The following is a 24,539-nucleotide window of genomic DNA, read 5'->3' on the forward strand; positions in this document are numbered from 1 at the left end:
CGCTGTATAAACTCAATATGAAAAAAACAGATGTTGCTGTAATTGGTCTATCCTGTGTCTTTCCCGGGGCACAGGATGCCAACACTTTTTGGCAGAATATTGTCAATAAAGTCGATTCTACCGAGCCGGCTCCGGCTGATCGGATAGATCCGGTTCATTTCAGTGATGCGACAAGTCCCGTTGACCGTTTTTACTGTCAGCGTGGAGGGTTTATCCCTGATTATACATTCGATCCTACAGCATTTGGTATTTTACCATTGGCTGTTCAGGGAACGGAACCTGACCATTTGCTTACCCTTGATCTGGTACAGAAAGCATTGGAAGATGCAGGGGTATTTCAAAAGAATACTTCCCTTGAAAAAACAGGAATCATCATCGGTAAAGGAAACTATACCGGTCCTGGTGCTACCCGTGCTATCGAAATTGTAAGAACCGGAGAACAGATCTCCTCATTATTACAGGAATTGCTCCCTCAGGTTTCTTCTGCAGATATTGAAAAAGTAAAACACGCTTTTCAAGAACGCAAAGGACGTTTCGCAGCAGATACGGCTATGGGATTAATCCCTAATCTTGTGGCCTCATTGGTAGCCAACCGCTTCGACTTAGGAGGCGTTGCTTTTACCGTGGATGCCGCTTGTGCCAGTGCTTTAATCGCCGTAGATCATGCTGTACAGGAACTTCACAGAGGTCGTTCCGATATCATGATCGCAGGTGGCGTACACACAGGACAAAATGCCGCTTTCTGGAGTATTTTTGCCCAGCTGGGAGCCATGTCCCATCAGCAGCAGATCAAACCGTTCAGTATGGATGCTGACGGTCTATTGATCGGTGAAGGCTGTGGTTTCGTCGTGTTAAAACGATTGGAAGACGCCGTTCGTGATCAGGATAAAATCTATGCTGTGATCAAAGGGGTGGGCGTAAGCAGTGATGGTAATGGAACCAGCGTGATGAGCCCCTCCGTGAAAGGTCAATTGAAAGCTTTGGAACAAGCCTGGATCAATGCTGATTTAGATAAAAATAACGTGGGATATCTTGAGGCTCATGGCACAGGAACTCCCCTTGGAGATAAAACAGAACTTCAGACCTTAGCTCAGTTCTTCGGAAAAGAAGAAGCGGCTCCGGCAGCGGGTATCGGATCTGTAAAGTCCAATATCGGACATGCTATGCCAGCTGCAGGAATTGCAGGATTAATTAAAACCTGTTTAGCATTACATCATGATACTTTACCCCCAACCTTATATTGTGAAAATCCAACTGCGGATATGCAGAATACAAGGTTTGAACCGGTACAGGAAGCCAAAAACTGGTCAAAGACAGGACTTCCAAAAGTAGCCGCAGTAAATGCGTTCGGATTTGGAGGAATCAACGCTCATGTTGTTTTGGAAGGCTATGATATGCCGAAAAAAGATCATGTATTGATATTGGCAAGACCTACCCATGAAGACCTGCTTTCAGCATTACAAAATAATGAAACGACCATTGGTGAAGGAGACTTCAGAGTGGCGATCTTCGATCCTACTCCTGCAAGAGTAGAAAAAGCCATTAAAATTGTTTCCAAAAACCTTACCTGGAAAAACAAACAGGATATCTGGTATACCTCTACCCCATTATTAAAAGATGGCGGTAAAGTAGCTTTTGTATTCCCTGGTTTAGATGGTCTTGCAAAAGGTGAAGTAGACAGTGTGAGCCGTTATTTTGGACTCACGGCCCCTATAGAAACAGAAGGTGAAGGTCTTCTAACGGATGCTTTAAACATCTTCAACAACTGCAGTATCCTTGATAATTCACTAAAAAAACTGGGAATTATTCCTGATATGAATGCAGGACACAGTTTGGGAGAATGGCTGGCAGGATATTCATCCGAACTGGCAGAAGCCAATTCTGTAAAAGCTTTAATTGATGTGCTGAATCCTGAAACTTTTGAATTAAAAGATTCCAAATTCATCGCCATAGGAGCCGGAATTGAGGTCATAAAACCTTTTATTGCTGAAATTTCAAACCTTTATGTTTCCAATGACAACTGCCCTAATCAGGTGATTCTTTGCGGAAGCAATGCAGCTTTGGATGAATTAGTACCTCTGTTGAAAGCAAAACAGATTTTCCATCAGGTGCTTCCTTTCCAGTCAGGATTCCACTCTCCTTTTATCGCTGATAAACTGGATGTCATCCTTGCAGGAATGGAAAAAGCACAGTTCCAAAAAACAAAAATACCATTGTGGTCTGCTACCACATTAGAACCCTATCCTGCAGATCAGGCAGCGATCAGAAAACTGAGTGCCGAGCATTTGGTTGAACCTGTCCGTTTCCGTGAACTGACAGATAAACTATACGAAGAAGGCGCAAGAGTTTTCATTCAGGTGGGTACAGGTGGACTGATCGGATTTATTGATGATACTTTAAAAGGAAAAGCCTTCAGTACCATCGCTTCCAGCGTTCCAACCCGTTCTGCATTAGCACAACTACAACGTGTTGTAGCTTCGTTGTTTGTAGAAGGAAAAACGATTGCCCTTGATTTTCTGGAGATTCAAAATCATACGAAAAGAGCATCAGGAAAAGGCATTAAGCTGGAGTTAGGTTCTCCTATTATCCGTAATTTTAAAGAAGTGAAAGCGTTGGCTCAATCATTTGATACGCCAAAACAATATACCGCAACGGCTTCAGCTATTGCTGCAAAAAGCGGTCATCCGCTGGTACAGGCATTCCAGGACAATGTTACCGATATGATCCGTATGCAGGAAGAAGTACTCACTTTATTCCAAAATCGTCCGGAAATTACCATTCAAAGGCCTGCGCCTGTAACCCATGCAGCTCCAAAACCAGTAAGAAGCACAACCTTCTCAAAAGACTTATACGTTACGCTGGAAAGTCATCCATACCTGATTGATCACAGCTTATTGAGACAGCCTAAAGGATGGGCTCATGTAGCCGATATGGAACCGGTCATTCCGATGACCATGATCTTTGAGCAGCTCGCAGAAATTGCAGAAGCGGAAATTCCGGGAACATTGGTTCATAAAATCATGAACGTAAGTGTATTCCAATGGATGAATGTAGCCAAACCTTTCGAAAAAACCGTAAAAGGAGAATGGCGCTCACCGAATCACGCTTATCTGGATATTGAAAACTTCGCGAATGCAGAAGTACTCTTAAAGACCTCTCCTGTTCCAACACCTACTTTCAATCTTTCTATCGGTAATCTTTTACCTATCGAAAGAACCCCTGAAGAAATCTATGACATGCACATGTTCCATGGCGATAAATACCAGGGAATCACTGAAATTTCAGCCGTTGGAGACAAAGGAATCGTAGGAAAAATCAAAGGAAACGGCGGAAAAGGCTCTTTACTGGACAATGCAGGACAGCTATTCGGGCTTTGGCTTCAGCTTACTTTGGTAAAAGACCGTATTGCATTCCCTGTAAAAATCAGAGATATTGAATTCTTTGGAGACATGCATGACCAGGAAGGTATTTTTGAATGTACCTGTATGCTGACCGAGCTTAATGATGAATTTGCCATCGCCGATATCATCCTGAAAAGAGACGGAAAAGTATGGTGCGCGATTACCGGATGGCAAAACAGAAGACTGGAAATTGATGCTCCCTTATGGAATGTTTCCATGTCACCGCTGCACAACCGTCTTTCGGAGGAGATTGCTCCTGAAGTTTTCTTCTTTCACCAGGCGTATACCAGAGTCGCTTCATGGGATTTTATCCTGAAAAGATATTTCAACCAAACGGAAAAACAATATCATCAGCAGCTATTACCCAACAAGAAGAAAAACTGGATGGTAAGCCGTGTAGCGGTGAAAGATGCCGTAAGAAATCTTCTTCGTCAGGAAAAAAATCATGCCTGTTTCCCGATCACTTTTGAAATCCGTTCCGATGAAGTGGGGAAACCTTACCTCATCAGTGATTTTACAGAAGACATCCATATTTCTTTAGCCCACAAAGGAAAAGAAGCCGTGGGGATCGCGAGATATGGGAAATCTGTAGGAATCGACATGGAACTGATAGAGGAACGCAGTTCAGGATTCTACGACATGGTATTTACCGACAAAGAATTAGCCTTATTAAAAGACAGAGATCAGGCAGAATGGACCACCCGCTTCTGGGTAGCAAAAGAAGCTTACGGAAAATTCATGGGAACAGGACTGAAAGGAAATCCTAAAGCCTTCGAAGTCGAACTCATAAAAGATGATCACCTGTGGATCAACAATATTGAAATCAAAACTATTAAACATAAAAATTATATTATCGGATGGACACTGTAAACGCAACATTAAAAATGAACCACGAAGAACTTTTTACTTTATTAAAAGGTTTTATTACTGAAGTGATAGGTGCTGAATTTGTAGAAGAGATGGATATTACTCCTGAAAGTTCATTCACCAAAGATCTTGAAATGGACAGCATCGAGATTGTCTCTTTCTCTGAAAAGATCAAGGCACATTTTGGCGATCAGATCGATTTTACCGGTTGGTTATCTTCTATGGATCTTGACCAGCTGATCAATCTTGACCTTAGTATGATCATCAATTATATCTACGAATGCCAATAATCACTGTCAATAACAGACAAGTTCATATACAGGAACTCAACAAAGGAGCCGAACAAACCGTGGTACTCATCCACGGTATGTTCAGTAACCTGTCCATTTATTATTTTAATATTGCCCCTGTGCTGGCCAGGCATTTCCATGTGGTAATGTACGATCTGAAAAGCCACGGTATGAGTGAACGCTTTTTGGATGGGTACGACCTTGACAATATGTCATCCGATCTGATGGGTTTAATAGATTACCTTCAACTGGAAAAAGTACACCTTGTCGGCTATAGCTTCGGAGGTCTTATTGCGTTAAAAACAGCATTAGAATATCCTGACCGAGTGAATCAGCTCGTGGTGATGGAAGCTCCGGATCCTCAGGACGAAAAAGCCCGTAACATCATTGATGAATACAGCAAAGAATTCCTTGAGCATTATGTAGCCAATTTTACGGATACCACCAAAGTACAGATGGGCAAAAGACAAATGGAAAAGAACCATCGTATGTATGAATTTCTGTTTAATCAGACCAGCATAAAAGCGGATATGATCAAAGAAAAACATTTTCTTGATGAAGCTGATTTCAATGGATTGGCAGCTTCCACGTTATTGCTTTATGGTGCTGATTCCAACTGCAGACCTACCGGTGAGTGGCTTCAGTCTCAAATCAGCCAGTCTGAACTTGAATTAATTCCGGGCGATCACAATATTCCTATCCAGGAACCTCAGCTCATTGCTGAAACGATCTCTCAATTTTTATCTAAAATTTTAACACAAAACCATGGCTAAATTTGCATTTATAGTTCCACCATTGACAGGACATGTCAACCCTACCCTAAGCATCGGTGCTACTCTGCTGGAAAGAGGACATGAAGTAGCCTGGATCAGCCTTGACCCGACTTTAGAGGCTAAACTTCCCGAGGGAGGAAAATTATTACTGATCCAATACGATCAGACCGACGAAGAAAAAAAAGAAAGTGAACAATATCTGGATATTATTTCCAAAAAAGTAGTGTATGGCATAGACAGCGTTAAGTTCCTTTATGAAGAGGTTCTTATCCCGCTGAACAGACATTGCTATAAAGGTGTTGTTTCTTTATTAAAAACATATCAACCTGATTTGATTATCGGAGACCATCAGTTGTTTGCAGCCCCGGTGGCAGCGAAGGCTCTTGGAATTCCTTATGCTACTTCCGTTACTGCTCCGGCTGCCATTAAAATCATGAATGAGCTGCCTAAAGTACACGAGTGGGAAGTGAATCAAATTATAGACTTGCAGAAAGAACTTGGCTTCCAGGAAGAACGCTCTCTGGCGACTTCAGATCTTCTGACTCTTGTTCTGACCTCTAATTATTTCTTTGGGGAAATGGAGGATCTGCCGTCTCAATATCAATTCACAGGTCCGGTTCTTACCGAAAGACGTATCTCATGTGAATTCGACTGGGAAAAATTAAAAAGCAAAAACAATAAAAAGATCCTGGTAAGTATTGGTACGACCTTCGATCACGATCATAAAAAAGCATTTTTCCAAAAGGTAATTGATGCTTTTAAAGATGAAGATTTAACTGTTGTCCTGGTTTCCGATCCACAGCTTTTCGAGCAATGGCCGGATAACTTTATGGTCTATCAGCAGGTTCCACAATTGGACCTGTTACCTCATCTTGACGGTGTGGTGTGCCATGGCGGCCACAATACCGTATCCGAAACACTATCACACGGTATTCCTTTGGTCGTGATCCCGATTGCATATGATCAGTCCCATGTAGCGGGGCGTGTTGTACGTACAGAAGCGGGTGAGCGTCTTAATTTTAACCGATTTAAAGGAAATCACCTGAGAGAAGCTATACAGCAAATTCTGAATAATCCGAGCTACAAAGAAGCTGCTCAGAAAGTGGGACAGTCTTTTGTAGAAGCCGGAGGCTCAGCTACTGCAGCCCATTTATTGGAACAAGCGATATTGAAGGCTTCAAAACCTGAAAAACCCTCTAAATTTTTATTCGTTATCCCTCCATTTTTCGGACATGTAAGCCCTACGTTAAGTGTAGGAGCCAGTCTGATTGCCCGTGGCCACGAAGTAAAATGGTTTGGAATTACGCCTTTAGACAGCAAACATATTCCGGAAGGAGGATCTTATTTCTACCCTGAAGAAGATCTTGTTCCGTATCAGGAGGAGATTGCCCGTATTTTAAAAAGACAGGACGACGGACCCGCGTGTTCCGGTCCTGAAGTGATGAAACTGGCACTGGAAGAAACGTATGTTCCTTTTGCTAAAATGATGATGCCGGGATTAACCAGACTCACAGAAACCTGGATGCCGGATGTGATCGTCAATGACTGTATCACTTTTGGAGGGGCTCTTTTCGCTCATAAAAATAATATTCCATGTGTAACCACTACTCCAGTTCCACCGGATGTGATGGGAGATACAGAAAAAAGTGCTCCTAAAATCTGGGAATGGCAGCAGAACCTGATCAAAGACCTACAAAAAGAAGTAGGGATTCATGAAGAAGGTATTTACATCCATTCTCATAAACTGAATATGGTGTTCACTTCACAGGCTTTTGCAGGTTTTGAAACGGTTCCATCTCATATGAAATTCGTAGGTCCGGTAAAAGGGCGTCCCAACGATGCTCCATTTGACTGGGATAAACTGAATGCTTCTACCACTCCGAAGATATTTGTATCATTGGGAACGCTGTTGGTAGACATCAGAAAGGCATTCTTTGAAAAGATTATCGCAGCATTTAAAGATCAGCCGGTAACCGTGATTGCCGCTACTCCACCAGAAATCTTTGAAGAGTGGCCGGATAACTTTATTGTCAACAGCTTCGTCCCTCAATCTGCAGTGATGCAGCAAATGGATATGGTGATCTGCCATGGTGGTTTCAATACCGTAAACGATACTTTCCGGAACGGGTTGCCGATGTTGATTACGCCTATCGCTTATGATCATTTCCATATTGCAAAACTGATCGAACAGGCAGGCTGCGGAATCAGCATCCGATACAAAAGACTGCGTGTAGAGGCACTTCGTGAAACTGTTTTTGAATTGTTGGAAAATCCTAAATACAGAATTGCAGCCCAGGAGGTTCGAAATACATTCACCCTTGCCGGAGGTAACGATAAAGCGGTAGAACTGTTAGAAAATTTTGTACAGGAACATTCAATATTAGCTTCTGTATAAGCCTTTAGATATCTGCCTATGAAATCGTCATCACACTAAAAAACAAACATTTATAAAGATAACACGATTCCATATGATCTAAAAAAAGATAAAGATCTACATATGAAAAGAAGATTGCTATTTGGTGAACGTATGTTACTGGGGGATGGAACAGAACCCTTTAATGCGGTCATTCCGTTCAGACTGAGAGGTACCTTTGCATTAAAAGATATCCAGCAGGCTCTGGCTCAAATTCAAAAAAAACATCCATGGCTGAGAGCATTGATCAGCCATGATGAAAAAAATATTCCATGGTTCAACGTTCCGGAAAAACCTATTTCTATTCCTGTAAGAATCATCGCCCGACAGGGTGAGGATCAGTGGCAGGAAGAATCCAGAAGAGAATGGAACACGACGTTTAATTATGGAAAACTACCCCTGATCCGGTTTATCTGGATCAAAGGGGAAAACGTTTCTGATATGCTCTTTGCCTTCCACCATTGTCTATGCGATGGTGGTTCTGCTATGACCTTTCTGAATGAATTTCTGAAAGTGCTTGATAATCCGGCTACCGATATTGGGATAGAAAATCCGATACTGGGAATACAGGATGTAGTTCCTACCCATATTCTGAACAGCCGCAGACAGAAATTGAAAGCCAAGTTGATCGGAAGATTGGCCGCTACGGCGATCAAATTGATCCCAGTGGGTAAAAAAGCCGTTGAAAGACAGAATGACTATCTGATCCACTGGAAACTGGATGAAATGGTAAGCAAGCAATTAATAGCTTACTGCAAATCTCAGGAAGTGACCGTGAATACCTTTTTAAGTGCAGCGGTATTACAGGCATTTAAAAAAGTAAGAGCTGAAAAATCCTTCAATAAGGTTTCCTGTCCGGTAGATATCAGACGTTTCGCCAATCAGATCAAAGAAGATCATATTTTCGCTTTCGGGCTGATGATCGTGGTTTCTTCTGATGAAAAACTAAGCTTTACAGATAACCTCCGTGCGATGCAGAAGTCTGTGGAACAAAAGACCTCAAAGCTGAATCCTTACATTACCATGATGGTGATGGAATCCGGGCATGATGCATTGAATAATTTCACCAAGCTTTTAAAGAACGGAAAATCATCCAACGACTGTATGTTTTCCAATCTGGGACGTATTCAGATTCCTCACGAGTATAAGGAATTCTCGGTGGATACCATTTTCAGTCCATCGGTGATAGGTCCTTTGGGGAATACAACAACCATGGTGGCCTCAACGTACCGTGGTAAAATGGATTTTTCATTTATGGGAAGTGAAGGCTATTTACCCTATACAGATGCATTGGCAGTCCGTGATGAGGTCATGCAGACGATTCATTCACAACTAAAACAAACCGCAGTATCATGATCAAAAGACCTTTAATGATGGTGGAAAGGATCATGTATGTAGATCCGGAAACGCCTTTAAACTGTATTTATACCGCAAAAATCAATGGACAGATTTCTGAAGAAACTTTTAAAACAGCCTTAATCAAAATTCAGCAAAAGCATCCTATGCTGAGAGCAACCATTGATCATACAATCGGAAAGTATCCTTTTTTTGTAGGACAGAAGGATATTGAGCCTATTCCGCTCCGTATTGTAGAACGAAAGACAGACGATGACTGGTTCCAAGAGTCCGAAAAAGCATGGTTCCAGCTCTTTGATCACCCCAAAAAGCCTCTGGCAGAAGTAGTATGGGTGAAAGGACAGGACAACTCCGAAATCCTCTGGATCATGCCGCACTGTATTTCAGACGGAACTACCGGAGTGACCTTACTGCGCGAACTTCTGAGTTTGCTGGATAATCCTTATGCTCCATTAATTCCTTATGTGGCTTTTGAATCTGTAGATGATTTTCTGCCTTCGGATTTTAATGCAGGAATTAAAAAATATAAAGCCAGCCTCTATTTGCTGTTCGCAAGGGTATTTTTTTCTATCCAGCGAAAAAGTAAAAAGAGAAATCTCGGGAAAAACTATGCTATTCACTGGAAAATGGCCCCTGAAGACACCAAGCTGATCACTGAAAAATGTAAAGCCAACGGAATCTCCGTCCATGCTTTGCTGTGTTCCTCCGTGATGCAGGCCTTCCGTGATATTCAGGGAGACCGTGCCAAAGGCAAGGTGATCAGCCCTGTAGATGTCCGCCACTTTATTCCGGAAATCAAAGAAGATCATTTATTTGCTTTCGCGCCAACCGTAGAGCTTTCTATCAAAAAAGACAGCAAGGATATTCTGAACAATGCCCGGCAGATCAAAAAAGACCTTACGGAGAAAATCGGTAAGATGGAAGCCCGCGAACTCCTTTGGATGGGCGAACATATGCACCCGATTGTAGACTGCATGATCAATATGCTGAAATCCAGCGAAGGCGGACATGATGTAACCCTATCCAATATGGGAAAGGTGAATATCCCGAATGATTACAGAAATTTCAATCTGGAAACGGTTTTTAGTCCTACCGTGGCTTTCCCATGGCTGAACTCAAATACCTTAGTCGCCAGCACGTACAACCAGCAGATGGACTTCACCTTCATGTCCAATGAAAACTTTCTTCCGAAAGAAGAAGCTCATCTGATAAAAGATAAAGCCATTGAGCTATTGACCACCTCTCTATGAAATTTAAAATAAAGCCTCCAAAGCCAAAACCTATCAAGAAAACCACCCTCAAACGCTTTTTATTAAAGCGGATGATCTATTATGTCCTTCCGAATGTATTTTTTAATTTCATTATCGCCTACGCCAGCTTCAAAGAATTAGGCTACACGCATTTTTTCTCAGGAACCCAAAACCTGGCCCGCCTTACTTTGCCGATGGCTATTTTCCTTCCGGTAGTCCTTACCATTGATATTATCAAGAGAGTAACCGATGCCGCCAGTCAGGAAGCCATAGAGTTTACCGTAGACGAACAGTTGAACATTAAAAAACTGATGACCAAGCTAAGCATCTTACACGGCTTGATTACAGGTTCACTGGTACTCTCCCTACTTTTCATAGGGCAGTACAATTTCTCAAAAGATTATAAGCTGGATGCTACAGCAATGGCTGTGGTAGTGGGTGTGCTGGCTGGGATTTTGTCTGTGATTTTTGTGTATCTGCCGGTGTGGAGATTGAGGAGGTGGATGTGTAGGAGAACGCAAACTGTAGCTGTGGACGTAAACGTATAGTTTATTTTTTAATACATCTCTATATTTTAATATAAATTGATATCTTTGATAGTATCATATGATACTATCAAAGATATGAAACCCTACCTATACTATTACAGACAGAATTTTATTCTTAGTGGCTTCTATTTCTGAAAAAATAGGAGAAATAAACTACCTCGAGGTACTGATTAATCCCATAACTTGAGTTGTTCGCCGTGGATTTTTTTATATTCCATTTCTTTCCCTTGATTTTCAATATATTTTCGAATAACATCTTTATTTCCATATTGACCAACTGTATCAGCTCATATGTTACATGAGGGAGATACTACAGGTTTTACGGTTCTTATAATCAGCCCATCTGTTTTCAACTATTTTAAATGTTGGATTAACATCTCTCCGTCACTGCAGGAATCGCCCTTTTCAGTTCGCTATATCTTTTTCCCTTAACAGAAAGATATTTTCATTTACTTTTTACCATCGTATTCTCCAAAGTTAAATCTGATCGAAATTCTATGATGAAGAATAAAATACCAATGGTTAGATTTTGGTGCCTATGCGTCTTTCGAAAATTTCAAAGAAGAACCAAACCATACCATGAGAAACTTAAGGAGGAAATACGACATGAAATCGTAACCAGTACTTAGCATAAATATTTTAAGAGAGAAAATATCAATAAATACGTTGAAAACCTTACGAATAATTGAAAAGACAAATACAATGATTGCTTCGGGAACCACTATTATATTTTTATATCATCATCAAATTACAATATTCACAAAAATACTGAATCTGGATTCTGCTATAAGTTTAAGAAAAAAATCCCCTAAAGCATAGCACTTTAGAGGATTCATAATTATGAATATTTCTATATATTCACCATTCACAAAAATGAAAAAAATTATTTCCAAAAATTCCAGACTTTTCCATCAAACAACGCAAAAGTCTTACTTTTTACATCGTAGCATATCGTTCCCGGATATGGGCTGGGCATATTCTCAACATTAGCAACGTGGGGAAGGATCAACGCTTTATCTGCCGATTCCAGCACCAAAGCTCCTCCTGCCACAGGAGAGCTTGAAGCCCCTATGATCAAATAGTTGACCCCAATAGGCCTCGGTGTCGAAGTATTGAAAGATACCACTGAAGTGTCTCCCACATCACTAAAATTCAACACTCCTGAATTGGTAATGCCCTGTATCATTTTGTTATACATTCGTATCGTTCCGGGGGAAGGACTTGGATTAACAGACGAATTCAAAATAGGAATAATAATCCCTTTATTTACTCCCACCGGGAAATCTAGAATACCACTGCCTCTTATCGTTTGAGTTTCTACACCTATCTGAGCACTAACTGTTCCTACCACAGCCAAAGCAAGTATGCTTACCGTTTTTCTTATGTTATTTATTTTTTTCATCATTTGCATTTCTATGTTTACATTATTTTTTGATAAGATTAATTATTACAGGACTTCTCTATACATTTCCAAGAACTTCCATTGTAGAGGCTGAAGCAGTTTTTGGAAATATCATAAATCATCATCCCTTCTATCGGTTGAGTAATTTTGTCGGGAGTCGTTCTGGTAATCACCAGCCCTTCTGATGCAGACTCTAATGCTATAAAACCATTAGGGATCTTTGCTGGCCAATCTTTCTGTATTGTACTGTAGTTTGTAGTCCCCATCTTTGTAAAAGCAGTAGGAGTAGCAGTAGATGCGGGTTTGGTACAAGTAGCTACGATAACACATGTTCCCGTAATCGTGAACGTCGCTAGAGGAGAATCGCAGCTATTAACCATATCTCTATAGGCCGCAGTATAGGTTCCTGTCTGGTTTACGTTAGTCGGGTTTGCTACCTCAGCTCCTGTACTGTCTCTCCATACCAATACAAGGTTATATGGATTGGGAGCAAGTGGGACTACAAAGCTGTTCAGATTAACAGCCCCATTTCCGCAAGGAGTGGAAGTTTTGGTAAGAACCGGTGCTGTTTGTGCATTACACTTAAAGATAACCTTGTTTATACTGTTATAAGTACCTGAATTTTTACCGAAGCTCATCGATATTCCCATACCATTATCGGTGCCAGGATCAGGATCAATGGTATTTTTAAAAATTAAGTTACCTGATAAATCAGAATTTAGACTGTTAAAGACTGCCGAATAATACCCGTTCCATGGTGTTCCCGAAACATACTGAAAAGCTTCATAAGATCCAACCTTTTGTACGCCCATCGTATAATAGGGAGCCTTACCGGTAACAAATCCGGGACCTCGATCACCTCCATCAAGAAAGGTATCCCAACCGTGAGCTAGCTTTACCTCTTCGGTATTGCCGACAGGAATTTCTACTTCATAATTTATCGTCATAAATGTTTCAGGTCTTTTATAAGAATAATAGACATTCAGGTAATAGTCGAGTCCGTTTTTAGTAGCCTTTAGCCGTATTTTATTGCGCTCAATCCCATTGGCATCCGGACCCGTATCCCCCTGGCATGTATTAGAAACTACCGTGAGTTTGCCCCCATTAGTAAATCCTGAGGAAGCATCCAAAGTCCCGGTAGTATACTGGGTATTTCCTATTCCCAGAACAAGCCCATGCGTAGTGCCGGGAACCTCATAAACATTAGACGACCCACTATACAACCTACTACCTCTATTATAAATTTGACCGTTCCCATTCCTTACTATTTGTATATTACCGGCACCAGTCATGATAACCTTTAGCCCTCCTGCGTCGTTGTTACCGCCGGTATCATTTAAAGTTGTTCTTCCAATACAAGCACAGCTATTATTATCGGGTGTAAAAGTATACATTTGATTTGTAGCAGGTCTTGTACTGATTAAAGTTTTCGTAGATGAGACCGTGGGGAATGCTGAAGAATTGGCCAGCCACCTTTGCTTGGTACCGGGATTAGCTCCATCAAAAAGACCTATACTCACGTCTTGAGTATTCGTAACAACAGGTATTTCCTGTTTATAGATATACTGTATAATATTAGTTCCTTCATAGAGCTTCACCTGAAAAGATATATTTTTAACAGGAGTGGAATTATATCGTTGCCAGTCTCTCCATTCCATGGTAAAGACCCTGTTTGGTGCCGTGCCGGAAGTAGCATAACTCGCTGTTCCTGAGCCACCCTGCAAGTTACCCCAAAAAGGAGCCAAAAACTTTAGGAAGGAGGGGGGGGTACTACTATTATTACCTCCTGGATTTCCACCAGCAAAGGATAATGTTCCATTAGAACTGGCATATACCTGTGTATAATCCTTACAACCAAATTTAAAGCTAAAACCAATTGACAAAGCTCCACTATATCCATATCCAGAATCAACCTGAATACTGCTTACCGATGTGCCTCCTGTAAGATAAGTGAAACTGTCTGAGGATGCTGAAAAAGCATAAGGTGTATAGTCGACAATCTGTGATTCCTGTGCTTTAAGCGCCGAGGGAAATATCAGAAATAACAAGATTATTGCCATAAGACCATTGACCTTCTTTTGAAGATTTCTTTTTTTCATTTTAATTTATGTTTTATTTTAAGTCACAATTTTTTTTTAAAAATGACAAAAAACTAATATATTAATTAACCCAAGTTCGAGATAAGAAAACAACAACACTACAAATATAATTCACCAATAATCAACACTTCTATCATGTCAAAAAAACGGATAATCAATAAAAATGACGTTGTCTTAATATTATTAGTTTATAATCCATCATCAATATACTTTATGTAATGTATAATTTTATATACTGCTTGTTTTTCAGAAGAAATACATCACCCTGTCTAATCGCATCTCCCTCCTGCCGCATTTAAGGGAGTCTTTCCATCTATGATAAATACCAACTGTCATCTGTTATGTATTCTTCTGCTCGCTCAGTTGCCCTGGCTGTGAGATAAAAAAAGGATAAAGTGCTGTTTCCATATGCTTTGTGTTTTATGGCGCTAATATCTTGGTATTACCGGAATTTTAGATTTTGTATAAAGCTCAAATTAATTTTAGTATTTATTTATAAACACACACAAAATCATAGATCATCCTATAAAATTCAACTATCAGTGAATAATATATTGTTTTTTTCAGATAAGTAAACAAGAGCCTTTGAGAAAAGTTTGCTTTCCTTCCTTCTTAAAACCTTTACTAAAGAATGATTATGGGGATATGTTTTAATTTTCGATACATCAATATAAACTTTACAATTATTTTTTGAATACCTAAATCCAAATAAGGGCTAAATTCTTTTTTACTATATCTTTATCTAACACAATTTTTTTAGGAAATATCATTCATTCCTTTACTTTAGACAAGTTCTATATTTACTAGTACATAAATATTTATTTCAAATTATTTAACATAATAATTTATCTCACATGTTTGATTTATATTTCTATATTTGATAAAATCTAACATGCTTTATTATGGCAAGATTTGACGAATTATGAAAAAATCAACCAGGAAAAGGATCTCATCCCTGTAATATAGCATTATTTACAAACCAGTGTGCAATTAGAATGAGTGAATCTCTTCATAAATCATGTGTTGATTTAGTGTCTTTTAAAGCTTGGAGAAACATGAAGATGGCTTCAAGCATATACTAAGGGCTCAGGAGCTGGCTAGCTGGATTCATGTGCATCCCGAAATATTTGGAAATCGACTAATGCTTGAAAGAAAAAAATATCCAACAATGGACCACAAATCTTTCAAAAATGGGAAAGGGATAATCTTTATTAAAGATGGATGGTCTGAAGGTACAGATCACATAGACATTTGGAATGGAATGTCATTAAAAAGTGGGGATGCTTTCGACTATTTAGGGAGAGGTACAGAAATTTGGTTGTGGGCTTTAATTTAACTATTATGAAAAATATTTGTTTTGTAATAATACTATCATTAATATCTTTTTCCTGTAAAAAAAATCAAGGAAAGGGATACGCCCAATCAGTTACTAAAAAAAGAACAATAATAGTGGCCGATACAACTAATATTGACGGAGTACTATTAGAATTAATAAATGATAATGGAAAAGCTAAATTAAAGATTAATTCCGAAGAATATAATTTATCCGGTAATATAAAAATTAATCCTCCGTGTTATTTTTTAAGATGGGGGAAGAATAAAGTTGAGAATTTCTCTTATCCAGATGTAGGAGTAAAGCATACTTTGGTTATTCTTGGAAACATGGCAACACAAGATGATAGAAAAATATTTGGTGCAGAAAATAGTAATAATATATGTGGAACAGGTATACAGGGTATTTTATTTAAAAAAGACAATATCATTATTACAAATAAGACTTTAACAGACTCATTTGTATTTGCTGATGTTGGTACTGATGAAAAAGATTTTAGTGGATTTGCTCATGATTAAAGATAGCTTCCCAATATTTCATGATTATTATTTATATAGGCTTCAGCTTTTTGTAGTCCTAAACCATAGTTGATATATTCATCTAATTCTTCGACGGCCTTAAAGAAACAGCATTTTGCTGTGATATTATCATTTTTCATCTATTACACAAGCTGGTAGTAACCTTTTCGTTATTTTCCATTCTTTAAATACTTTTATCATTAGATTACTTATTTGCAGATATAATTATATCTAAATTACCCATAAAAAACGACCAAAAATTTTTAGATTTTGAAAATAACCCTGAAACTTTTGATAAATATGGAGAACAGAGGAAGGTGTTCAACTAAAAAATCTAGAAATATAAATCATAAGGTTAATAAAAACCACTTCTCTAACCTATAAAGAAGTGGTTTTTTATTTCTATTCCATTACTTAATCTTATCCCCAGTTCCCGGCCCATTCAAATACTCATTACTCATATCTTTCTCCTTTTTAAAATCCATCTTCCCAAACTTATAGCTGAAGCTGATTTCGAAAGAACGGCAAGGCAGATCTCTTACAGAATAAGATTGATAATCTCCCGTATCTACGGTGGTTACTTGTCGAATATACTTATTAAACGGATTAGTAATGGTAAATCCAATGCTTGCTTTTTTGTTCCAAAAAAGAATACATCGTTTATCATTCCGCAAAAATCTAAATACTTTTATTTAAGTTTGGGCTAAAGCCAAAGGAAAGAATGTTTTCTTATTAAAATGGGCTAAAGCCCATTCCTATTGAAGTCCTACAGCTGACTAAGATAGATAAATGGATTGATGGCAAAGTAAAGGTCTGGATTCCTACGGAATGAAAGGGTGAGCACACATGCAGACTATTTTATTATACAGTAATTTCACCAACTCCTACGCCATTCATAATACTTTAACATCCATTATACCCTATCCCCAGATAAATTTTCGTTCTTTTGCAAAAAGTTTTAATTTTTGAATAATTGCATGTCGAAGTTTGATGAAATCCGGTATTTTTCTGATCAGGAAGTGAATGAAAGATTAGGGAGTATTGCCCATGATCCCATGATGAAAGCATTTATGAATTTTACTTTTCCTGGTGCAGATGAGCAGGTTTGGCTTGAACAGTTTAAGAATGTTCATTCCATAAGTGATTTTCAGCATCAGTTTGTAGCTTATGCCGTTCGTCAGATCCTTGCGAAAAGTTCCGAGGGTTTAACAACTTCTGGCTTCGATAAGCTGGATAAAAACACCTCTTACCTTTTCATCTCGAACCACAGGGATATTGTTCTGGATACTTCACTGCTTAATCTGGTATTGCTGGAAGGTGGCTATATTATGACCGCTTCGGCTATTGGTGATAACCTTGTCCGTAAAAAGTTTTTGAATGTACTGGCTAAGCTGAACCGTAACTTTTTAGTACAAAGAGGATTGTCACTTCGTGAACAGCTTAAAAGTTCACAGACCATGTCTGAGTATATTGATGAGCTGCTGCATCAGGAGAACCGCTCGGTATGGATTGCCCAGCGTGAAGGCCGTACAAAAGATGGTAACGATTCTACCCAGCAGGGCGTTTTGAAAATGCTTGCTATGGCAGCCGGAGACCAGTCGCTGACAGATTATTTTAAAACATTAAAGATTGTTCCGATCTCCATATCTTATGAGTATGACCCTACTGATTCCTTAAAGATGCCTCAACTGCTGGCCCAGCACAGGGATGAGGAATATATCAAAGGTAAAAATGAAGATTTCACCAATATATTGAGTGGAATTCTTGGACAAAAGAAACGCATTCATCTGCATGCCGGTGATGTCATTGATACCGAACTGGATGATATTGCAGCCACCATTGAGAATAAAAACAAACAGCTGCAAGCGATTGCTCAGGTTATTGACCGTTCCATCATCAGTAATTATAAACTTTGGCCAACGAAGTTTATTGCTTATGATCTGCTTCACAACACCAATATCTACACCTCTGAATATACGGAACAGGAAAAACAATTGTTTGTCCGCAGACTTGAAATGCGTATTGATCCTTCCGAACCTGTTTCGAGAGAGTATTTCTTAGCGATGTATGCGAATCCTTTGGTGAATAAGCTGAAATGGGAAGAAGGTTTCCAGAAATAAGTATTACGATATAATATTAATAAAAAACCACTGCTGTTGAGCAGTGGTTTTTTGTATTACTGGTTCTGTGACATAGAATCCACTTCTATGATCGCATCTGCAAATGCTTTTGGAGCCTCCTGTGGTAAGTTGTGTCCAATCCCGCCCGTCAGCGTATGATGTGCATATTTCCCTGTATATTTGGAAGCATAATTTTCCGGAGCAGGAAATGCTGCTCCGTTGGCATCTCCTTCCAGGGTAACTGTTGGAACTGTAATAGCCGGAGATTTTGCCAGTTTGGCTTCAAGCATATCGTATTTTTTTTCTCCTTTAGCCAATCCCAGACGCCAGCGGTAATTGTGGATCACAATATCAACATGATCTGGATTATTAAATGCTCCGGCAGAACGTTCATAGGTCTGGTCATCAAAAGCCCATTTGGGCGAGGCAGTTTTCCATATTAATTTATTAAATGCTTCTGTATTGGTTTTATATCCCTTATACCCTCTTTCAGTTGAAAAGTAATATTGATACCACCATAAAAATTCAGCATTGGGTGACAGAGGTTTTTCATTAGCTTTTGGACTTCCTATTAAATATCCGCTTACCGCTACCAGTCCGGAGCAGCGTTCAGGCCACAGTGCTGCCATGATATCCGCTGTTCTCGCTCCCCAGTCAAAACCGCCAATGATCGCTTTATCAATTTTCAGGGCATCCATAAAAGCAATGATATCCAATGCAACAGCACTCTGCTGACCGTTGCGTTTTGTATCCCGAGATACAAAAGTAGTGGTTCCATAGCCTCTTAAATAAGGAACCAAAACACGGTAACCTTTTTCAGCAAGTATAGCAGAGGATTGTTCAAAACTATGGATATCATAGGGCCATCCATGAAGAAGGATGACAGGTTTCCCATTTTCAGGCCCTATTTCTGCATACCCTACCTCCAACAGTCCGGCTTTGATTTTCTTTGTATTCTGAAAAGCTGATTTTACAACTGTGCTTTCAAGCTCTTCTCCGCCAGTGGAATAAGTCTGCGCTTGTAGAGACAACAATCCTATTCCCATAAAAATAGCGAGGGATAAAATGAATTGTATTTTTTTACTGAAATTCAATGTAGTATTCATAATAGTGATGTTTTGTAATGGTAAAACTATTGCAAAACAGAGATAGAAATAAAGGTAAATACTTTGAACAGGTCATATTGAAGGGGGAATACTGATTTTCTGGCATTAAACCAGACAATAGCTTCCCTACTCTTCTTTTTCAGCTTTTATGATCAACGGATAGGATTTCTGACGCGTAAAAAAAATACCACATCTTGTAAAAACATTTTGAAAATCATTCCATTAAAAGTAAAATTGTTTATATTTAATTAGATAAAAGGCAAAGGAATTGAATGTTATAAAAGGCAGGATAATTGCAGCTCTCTACAAAAACCACACAAAATACGGCTTATGAATTTACAGTTAGATCCACATTCTAAGACTGAAAAAGAGTCTGTTGATCATTTCCGTTTGGACGTTCTGAATGGACTGCAGCATACTCCCAAAAAATTATCTTCAAAATACTTTTACGATAAAATCGGCGATCATCTTTTCCAGAAAATCATGGCTATGCCTGACTATTATCTGACCCGTTGCGAGCTTGATATTTTTAAAAATAAAACGGATGAGCTTACCCATCTCCTCATTCCTGAGACCGAATCTTTTGACCTGATTGAACTGGGAGCGGGAGATGCTATGAAGTCAACTTATTTACTGGAACAGCTGGTCAAAAGTGGAGTTGATTTCACTTATATGCCGATTGATATTTCGGGAAATATCCTTTCGATTCTCCATAAAAAACTAAGCAGTCAGTTTCCGGAAATGAAAATCACCTGTTTGGAAGGCGATTATTTTGAGATGCTTCAAAAAGCGGCCTCATTATCTGACCGAAGAAAAGTCGTTTTGTTTTTAGGAAGCAATATCGGAAATATGACTCCGGAAGAAGCTGAAGATTTCTGTCTGCATCTGAATACCAATCTATCTTCAAAAGACCGCGTGTTGGTAGGGTTTGACCTTAAAAAGAACCCCCACACTATTTTGAGTGCCTATAATGATAAAGAAGGAATCACCGCTTCCTTTAATCTTAATCTTCTGACCCGCATCAACAACGAACTGGGTGGAGATTTTAACCTTGAGCAATTTCAGCATTATCAGACTTATGATCCCATCACGGGAGCCTGCAGAAGTTTTCTGGTAAGCCTTATCAACCAGCAGGTGACCATTGGCAATACCCGGATTTCATTTGAAGAAAATGAACTTATAGATATGGAAATTTCACAGAAATTCTCTGCTGAAAAGATTAAAGAATTGGGCGAAAAATCAGGTTTTACCATCACCGGAGAGATCAAAGATTCTAAAAAATGGTTTGTAGATACGGTCTGGCAGGTAAAATAAATGAACCTTTGCAGCCCATCACATCTGCAAGAGTGAAAAAATGAAAATAAAGCACTAAAAACAAAAAGATATGACACCAGAGATCCCCACAAAAGATATCGTGAAAAAATATGTGGATATCCGCAGACGTTCTGAAGAAATCTGCGCTCCACTGGAAATCGAAGATTACGTAGTACAGCCTATTGTAGATGTAAGCCCTCCGAAATGGCATCTTGGTCATACCACCTGGTTTTTTGAAACTTTTATTTTGATGCCGAATTTTCCCCAATACGAGGTTTTTGATCCTCAATATAATTTTGTTTTTAACAGTTACTATGAGACCATCGGAGCACGGGTGATCCGGACCGACCGCGGAAACCTCAGCCGTCCTTCGGTTTCAGAGGTATATCTATACAGAAAATATGTAGATGAGCAGATGAAGGCTTTTCTTCAAAGTTCCTTTATGAAAGAATCTATAGAACCACTTTTGGAATTAGGACTTAATCATGAACAGCAGCATCAGGAATTATTAATCACTGATATCAAATATATTTTAGGACACAACCCGCTCTTCCCTTCCTATACAAAAGAAAAGCCCCAGCAATATGGTTCCGGAGATCTGCAAATGCTCAGATTTTCGGAAGGAACCTATAAAATTGGTTTTGAAGGAGAAGGATTCTGTTTTGATAATGAATTAGGAAGGCACAAAGTATATCTTATAGACTTTGAAATCGCCAGTCAACTGGTAACCAACGGTGAATATTTAGAATTTATGGAAGCAGGGGGATATTCAGATTTCAAACACTGGCATGCGGAAGGATGGGATTGGGTGAAACAAAATTCTGCAAAATCTCCGCTATACTGGCATTATATGGAAGGGAGATGGATGAATTATACCTTAAACGGATTACAGGAAATAGATCCCAATGCCCCGGTGTGCCATATTAATTTCTACGAAGCATCCGCTTTTGCATCATGGAAAAGAATGCGTCTGCCTACTGAAGCAGAGTGGGAAGCAGCTTCTCATCATTTTGATTGGGGAAGCCGTTGGGAATGGACGAATTCTGCTTATCTGCCCTATCCTCATTTTAAAAAAGAAGCAGGGGCTGTAGGCGAATATAATGGAAAATTTATGGTCAATCAAACAGTGTTGCGGGGTGCTTCAGAAGCCACTCCTCCAGGGCACAGCAGAAATACGTACCGTAATTTTTTTCAAACCCATTTGAAATGGCAGTTCACAGGAATCAGACTTGCTCAGTAATTGTTTACCGATGATCAAAGTAGAATCAATATCTAAGAGTTTTAACGGAAAAAAGGCAGTAGATCATATTTCTTTTCAGGCATTTGATCAGGAGATCCTTGTTCTTTTGGGAACCAGCGGATGTGGGAAAACAACCACCCTTAAGATGATCAACCGCCTTATAGAAGCAGATGCGGGGAATATTTTTATTGATGGTAAAAATATCCGTGATCAGAAAGCCGAGGAACTGCGGATGGGAATTGGCTTTGTCATGCAGCATTCCGGTTTATTTCCTCATTATACCATTCAACAGAATATTGCGGTAGTTCCGGAACTGCTGAAGTGGGACAAAAAGAAAACGGAAACAAGAACTCATGAGCTGTTGGCTAAACTTCATCTTTCTGAAGAAGTCCTTTCCCGATTTCCCCACGAGCTAAGCGGCGGACAGCAGCAACGGGTGGGTATTGCAAGAGCTTTGATTGCAGACAGTCCGGTTTTACTGATGGATGAACCTTTCGGGGCTTTGGATAATATTACCAAGGCTGATATTCATTCAGAATTTAAATCACTGGAGGATCTTAAAAACAAAACGATTGTATTGGTTACGCATGATGTACAGGAAGCATTTGATCTGGGACATCGGATATGCCTCATGGATCAGGGGAAAATTGTACAGACCGGCACTCCCAAAGAAATCCTTTACCATCCTTCCAACCACTTTGTCCGTGATTTCTTTGCTGAAAACCGGCTTTTATTAGAGTATAAAGTAGCCACTTTACAACAGATCAGTCCCTTCCTTAGTCCTGACACATCATATCATGAGCTGGAAAGTATCGATAATATAAGCGTATGGGATGTTTTACAGCAATTAAGCTCCGGTCATCAAAATGCTGAGGTGTATGAAGAGCTGATCAGAGCGTTTAATCATTATAGAAAATCACAGATTGTATGACGCAGCAGAGTCTTTGGGAATTTATTGCCGAACAGCAGGAAAAGCTGATCACCCAGGTTGTTCAACACCTTGGGCTTACTTTTTTGTCTCTGCTTCTGGCTATTATTGTTGGCGTACCTTTAGGAATCCTGATTGCCAGAAAAAAGAAACTTTCCAGTCCGGTACTGGGTATTGCCGGGATTTTACAGACCATTCCGAGCATCGCATTGCTGGGATTTATGATTCCCGTTTTTGGTATCGGTCCCAAACCAGCGATTGCAGCTTTGCTGATCTACGCACTTCTTCCCATCATCCGAAATACCTATACCGGAATTACAGGCGTAGATCCGGCAGTTATTGAGGCAGCCAAAGCAATGGGAATGAACAGAAGCCAGCTCCTTTTCAAGGTAAAACTTCCTTTGGCAATGCCGGTCATCGTTGCCGGAATACGAACCGCAGCAGTTATTAATGTGGGAGTTGCTACCTTGGCTTCTTTTGTTGCAGCAGGCGGTTTGGGAGAGTTTATCTTCGGGGGGATTTCCCTTAACAATACCAATATGATTTTGTCAGGAGCCATTCCGGCGGCATTACTTGCTGTTGTATTGGATCAAACAATTGCCATGATACAAAAATCGGGATATCAATTCTTTCAAAAACTGAGATATATACTTCCCATCCTCTTTATTATTCTGGGAATAGCTTATCTACTGACTTCCGTATCAAACCGCACGATCAAGGCTGGTTTTACCCCAGAGTTTATGGGAAGGCAGGATGGAGACCTAGGACTGCGTTCAGTATATGGACTCAACGTACAGCCGCTTGTGGTAAGTGATGCCATTATGTATAAAGCGGCCTATGAAAAAGAGCTTGATCTGATCAGTGGATATTCTACAGATGGCAGAATCAAAGCTTTTGATCTCTATGTATTGAATGATGATAAGAAGATATTCCCACCCTATTTTGCGGCTCCTATTATTAAGACCAAAACACTGAAAAAATTTCCGGAACTGGAAAAGACCTTAAATCTATTAGCTGGAAAGTTCAATGATTCTATCATGACCGATTTGAATTACCGATCTGATCATCTCAATCAGACCCCGGAAAAGATTGCGAAGGATTTTTTAATCAGAAATAATCTGTATAAAAGTCCACGAAAGGGAAATTCAGGGACGGTTCGGATTGGTTCAAAAATATTTGGGGAACAATATATTCTCGCAGAGATGTATAGAATGCTTATTCAAGGCTATACAGACTATAAAGTAGAAACGAAAACTGGTTTGGGCGGGACCAAAATCTGTTTTGATGCTTTAACAAATGACGCCATTGATTTTTATCCTGAATATACAGGAACCGGGCTGCTTGTCCTTTTAAAACCAACAGAACAGACTATCAAAAGCGTGAGTCAAAGTGCCGATAAAACCTATCAGTATGTAAATTCAGAATTTAGAAAACAATATGGGATTCAATGGCTGCAACCTCTAGGGTTCAATAATGCCTATGCCCTGATGATGCGTAGAAAGCAGGCTGAAGATCTCCATATCAAAAGTATTTCTGATCTCAGGAAATATTTTGACGGAAAGTAAAATAAAGCATTTCCCA

18 protein-coding genes are annotated in these 24,539 nt (G+C 39.5%); 14 read left to right on the forward strand and 4 right to left on the reverse strand.

The genetic code is table 11. From position 1 onward, the window contains the following. Window positions 1-17: 17 nt before the first annotated feature. The 7 genes from AC07UM_RS18070 (at window position 18) to AC07UM_RS18100 (ending at window position 10,898) form a co-directional block, all read left to right on the forward strand. Window positions 18-4,271: a beta-ketoacyl synthase N-terminal-like domain-containing protein gene (locus tag AC07UM_RS18070; RefSeq protein ID WP_494681452.1), complete on the forward strand. Its 4,254-nt coding sequence runs from the start codon at window positions 18-20 to the stop codon at window positions 4,269-4,271. Further along, entirely contained in the window at window positions 4,259-4,558 is a 300-nt protein-coding gene (locus AC07UM_RS18075) for an acyl carrier protein (protein WP_002977699.1), read from the forward strand. The genes AC07UM_RS18070 and AC07UM_RS18075 overlap by 13 nt, the downstream gene beginning before the upstream one ends. Beyond that, on the forward strand, window positions 4,549-5,331 hold the full coding sequence (locus AC07UM_RS18080) for an alpha/beta fold hydrolase (protein ID WP_494681453.1): 783 nt from the start codon (window positions 4,549-4,551) through the stop codon (window positions 5,329-5,331). Before AC07UM_RS18075 ends, AC07UM_RS18080 begins: the two co-directional genes overlap by 10 nt. Beyond that, the gene (locus AC07UM_RS18085; protein WP_494681454.1) at window positions 5,324-7,726 is read left to right on the forward strand and encodes a glycosyltransferase; all 2,403 of its coding nucleotides are present in this window, start codon (window positions 5,324-5,326) and stop codon (window positions 7,724-7,726) included. The genes AC07UM_RS18080 and AC07UM_RS18085 overlap by 8 nt, the downstream gene beginning before the upstream one ends. A 102-nt stretch (window positions 7,727-7,828) precedes the next feature. After that, window positions 7,829-9,100, forward strand: coding sequence for a condensation domain-containing protein (locus AC07UM_RS18090; protein ID WP_494681455.1), 1,272 nt, complete (start codon window positions 7,829-7,831; stop codon window positions 9,098-9,100). Next, a complete protein-coding gene (locus AC07UM_RS18095; RefSeq protein ID WP_494681456.1) occupies window positions 9,097-10,350 on the forward strand; it encodes a condensation domain-containing protein in 1,254 nt (417 codons plus the stop codon). Before AC07UM_RS18090 ends, AC07UM_RS18095 begins: the two co-directional genes overlap by 4 nt. Then, window positions 10,347-10,898 carry a hypothetical protein gene (locus AC07UM_RS18100; protein WP_494681457.1) on the forward strand — a complete coding sequence of 184 codons (552 nt, stop codon included), beginning with the start codon at window positions 10,347-10,349 and terminating at the stop codon, window positions 10,896-10,898. Before AC07UM_RS18095 ends, AC07UM_RS18100 begins: the two co-directional genes overlap by 4 nt. Window positions 10,899-11,781: 883 nt before the next feature. On the opposite strand, the gene AC07UM_RS18105 is transcribed toward AC07UM_RS18100, so the two are convergent. Next, the gene (locus AC07UM_RS18105; RefSeq protein WP_494681458.1) at window positions 11,782-12,303 is read right to left on the reverse strand and encodes a hypothetical protein; all 522 of its coding nucleotides are present in this window, start codon (window positions 12,301-12,303) and stop codon (window positions 11,782-11,784) included. A 35-nt stretch (window positions 12,304-12,338) separates the two neighbouring features. Next, window positions 12,339-14,399 carry a phage tail-like protein gene (locus tag AC07UM_RS18110; RefSeq protein ID WP_494681459.1) on the reverse strand — a complete coding sequence of 687 codons (2,061 nt, stop codon included), beginning with the start codon at window positions 14,397-14,399 and terminating at the stop codon, window positions 12,339-12,341. A gap of 1,045 nt (window positions 14,400-15,444) precedes the next feature. Between AC07UM_RS18110 and AC07UM_RS18115 the strand changes: the two genes are divergently transcribed. Together AC07UM_RS18115 and AC07UM_RS18120 are read left to right on the forward strand one after the other, a co-directional pair. Further along, window positions 15,445-15,735 carry a T6SS effector amidase Tae4 family protein gene (locus AC07UM_RS18115; RefSeq protein ID WP_494681460.1) on the forward strand — a complete coding sequence of 97 codons (291 nt, stop codon included), beginning with the start codon at window positions 15,445-15,447 and terminating at the stop codon, window positions 15,733-15,735. 5 nt (window positions 15,736-15,740) lie between these two features. Next, on the forward strand, window positions 15,741-16,250 hold the full coding sequence (locus AC07UM_RS18120) for a hypothetical protein (RefSeq protein WP_494681461.1): 510 nt from the start codon (window positions 15,741-15,743) through the stop codon (window positions 16,248-16,250). 410 nt (window positions 16,251-16,660) lie between these two features. Here the strand turns inward: AC07UM_RS18120 and AC07UM_RS18125 are convergent, their stop codons facing one another. After that, window positions 16,661-16,924: an outer membrane beta-barrel protein gene (locus AC07UM_RS18125; protein WP_494681462.1), complete on the reverse strand. Its 264-nt coding sequence runs from the start codon at window positions 16,922-16,924 to the stop codon at window positions 16,661-16,663. Window positions 16,925-17,227: 303 nt separating this feature from the next. Between AC07UM_RS18125 and AC07UM_RS18130 the strand changes: the two genes are divergently transcribed. Next, complete coding sequence (locus AC07UM_RS18130) at window positions 17,228-18,370, forward strand: 1-acyl-sn-glycerol-3-phosphate acyltransferase (protein WP_494681463.1); 1,143 nt, start codon at window positions 17,228-17,230, stop codon at window positions 18,368-18,370. Between the two features lie 56 nt (window positions 18,371-18,426). On the opposite strand, the gene AC07UM_RS18135 is transcribed toward AC07UM_RS18130, so the two are convergent. Further along, complete coding sequence (locus AC07UM_RS18135) at window positions 18,427-19,476, reverse strand: alpha/beta fold hydrolase (protein ID WP_494681464.1); 1,050 nt, start codon at window positions 19,474-19,476, stop codon at window positions 18,427-18,429. Window positions 19,477-19,806: 330 nt separating this feature from the next. On the opposite strand from AC07UM_RS18135, the gene egtD reads away from it, so the two are divergent. From egtD to AC07UM_RS18155, 4 genes are all read left to right on the forward strand, one after another. Then, window positions 19,807-20,790 carry an L-histidine N(alpha)-methyltransferase gene (gene egtD / locus AC07UM_RS18140; RefSeq protein ID WP_494681465.1) on the forward strand — a complete coding sequence of 328 codons (984 nt, stop codon included), beginning with the start codon at window positions 19,807-19,809 and terminating at the stop codon, window positions 20,788-20,790. Between the two features lie 70 nt (window positions 20,791-20,860). Further along, window positions 20,861-22,030 (forward strand): ergothioneine biosynthesis protein EgtB, encoded by a 1,170-nt coding sequence (gene egtB / locus AC07UM_RS18145; RefSeq protein ID WP_494681466.1) that lies wholly within the window; start codon window positions 20,861-20,863, stop codon window positions 22,028-22,030. A 10-nt stretch (window positions 22,031-22,040) separates the two neighbouring features. Then, window positions 22,041-22,961, forward strand: a complete 921-nt coding sequence (locus AC07UM_RS18150; protein WP_494681467.1) for an ABC transporter ATP-binding protein — start codon at window positions 22,041-22,043, stop codon at window positions 22,959-22,961. Next, on the forward strand, window positions 22,958-24,523 hold the full coding sequence (locus AC07UM_RS18155; protein ID WP_494681468.1) for an ABC transporter permease/substrate-binding protein: 1,566 nt from the start codon (window positions 22,958-22,960) through the stop codon (window positions 24,521-24,523). Before AC07UM_RS18150 ends, AC07UM_RS18155 begins: the two co-directional genes overlap by 4 nt. The last annotated feature ends 16 nt before the right edge of the window (window positions 24,524-24,539 follow it).

This window comes from Chryseobacterium sp. GW821-FHT04C04, assembly GCF_059420365.1.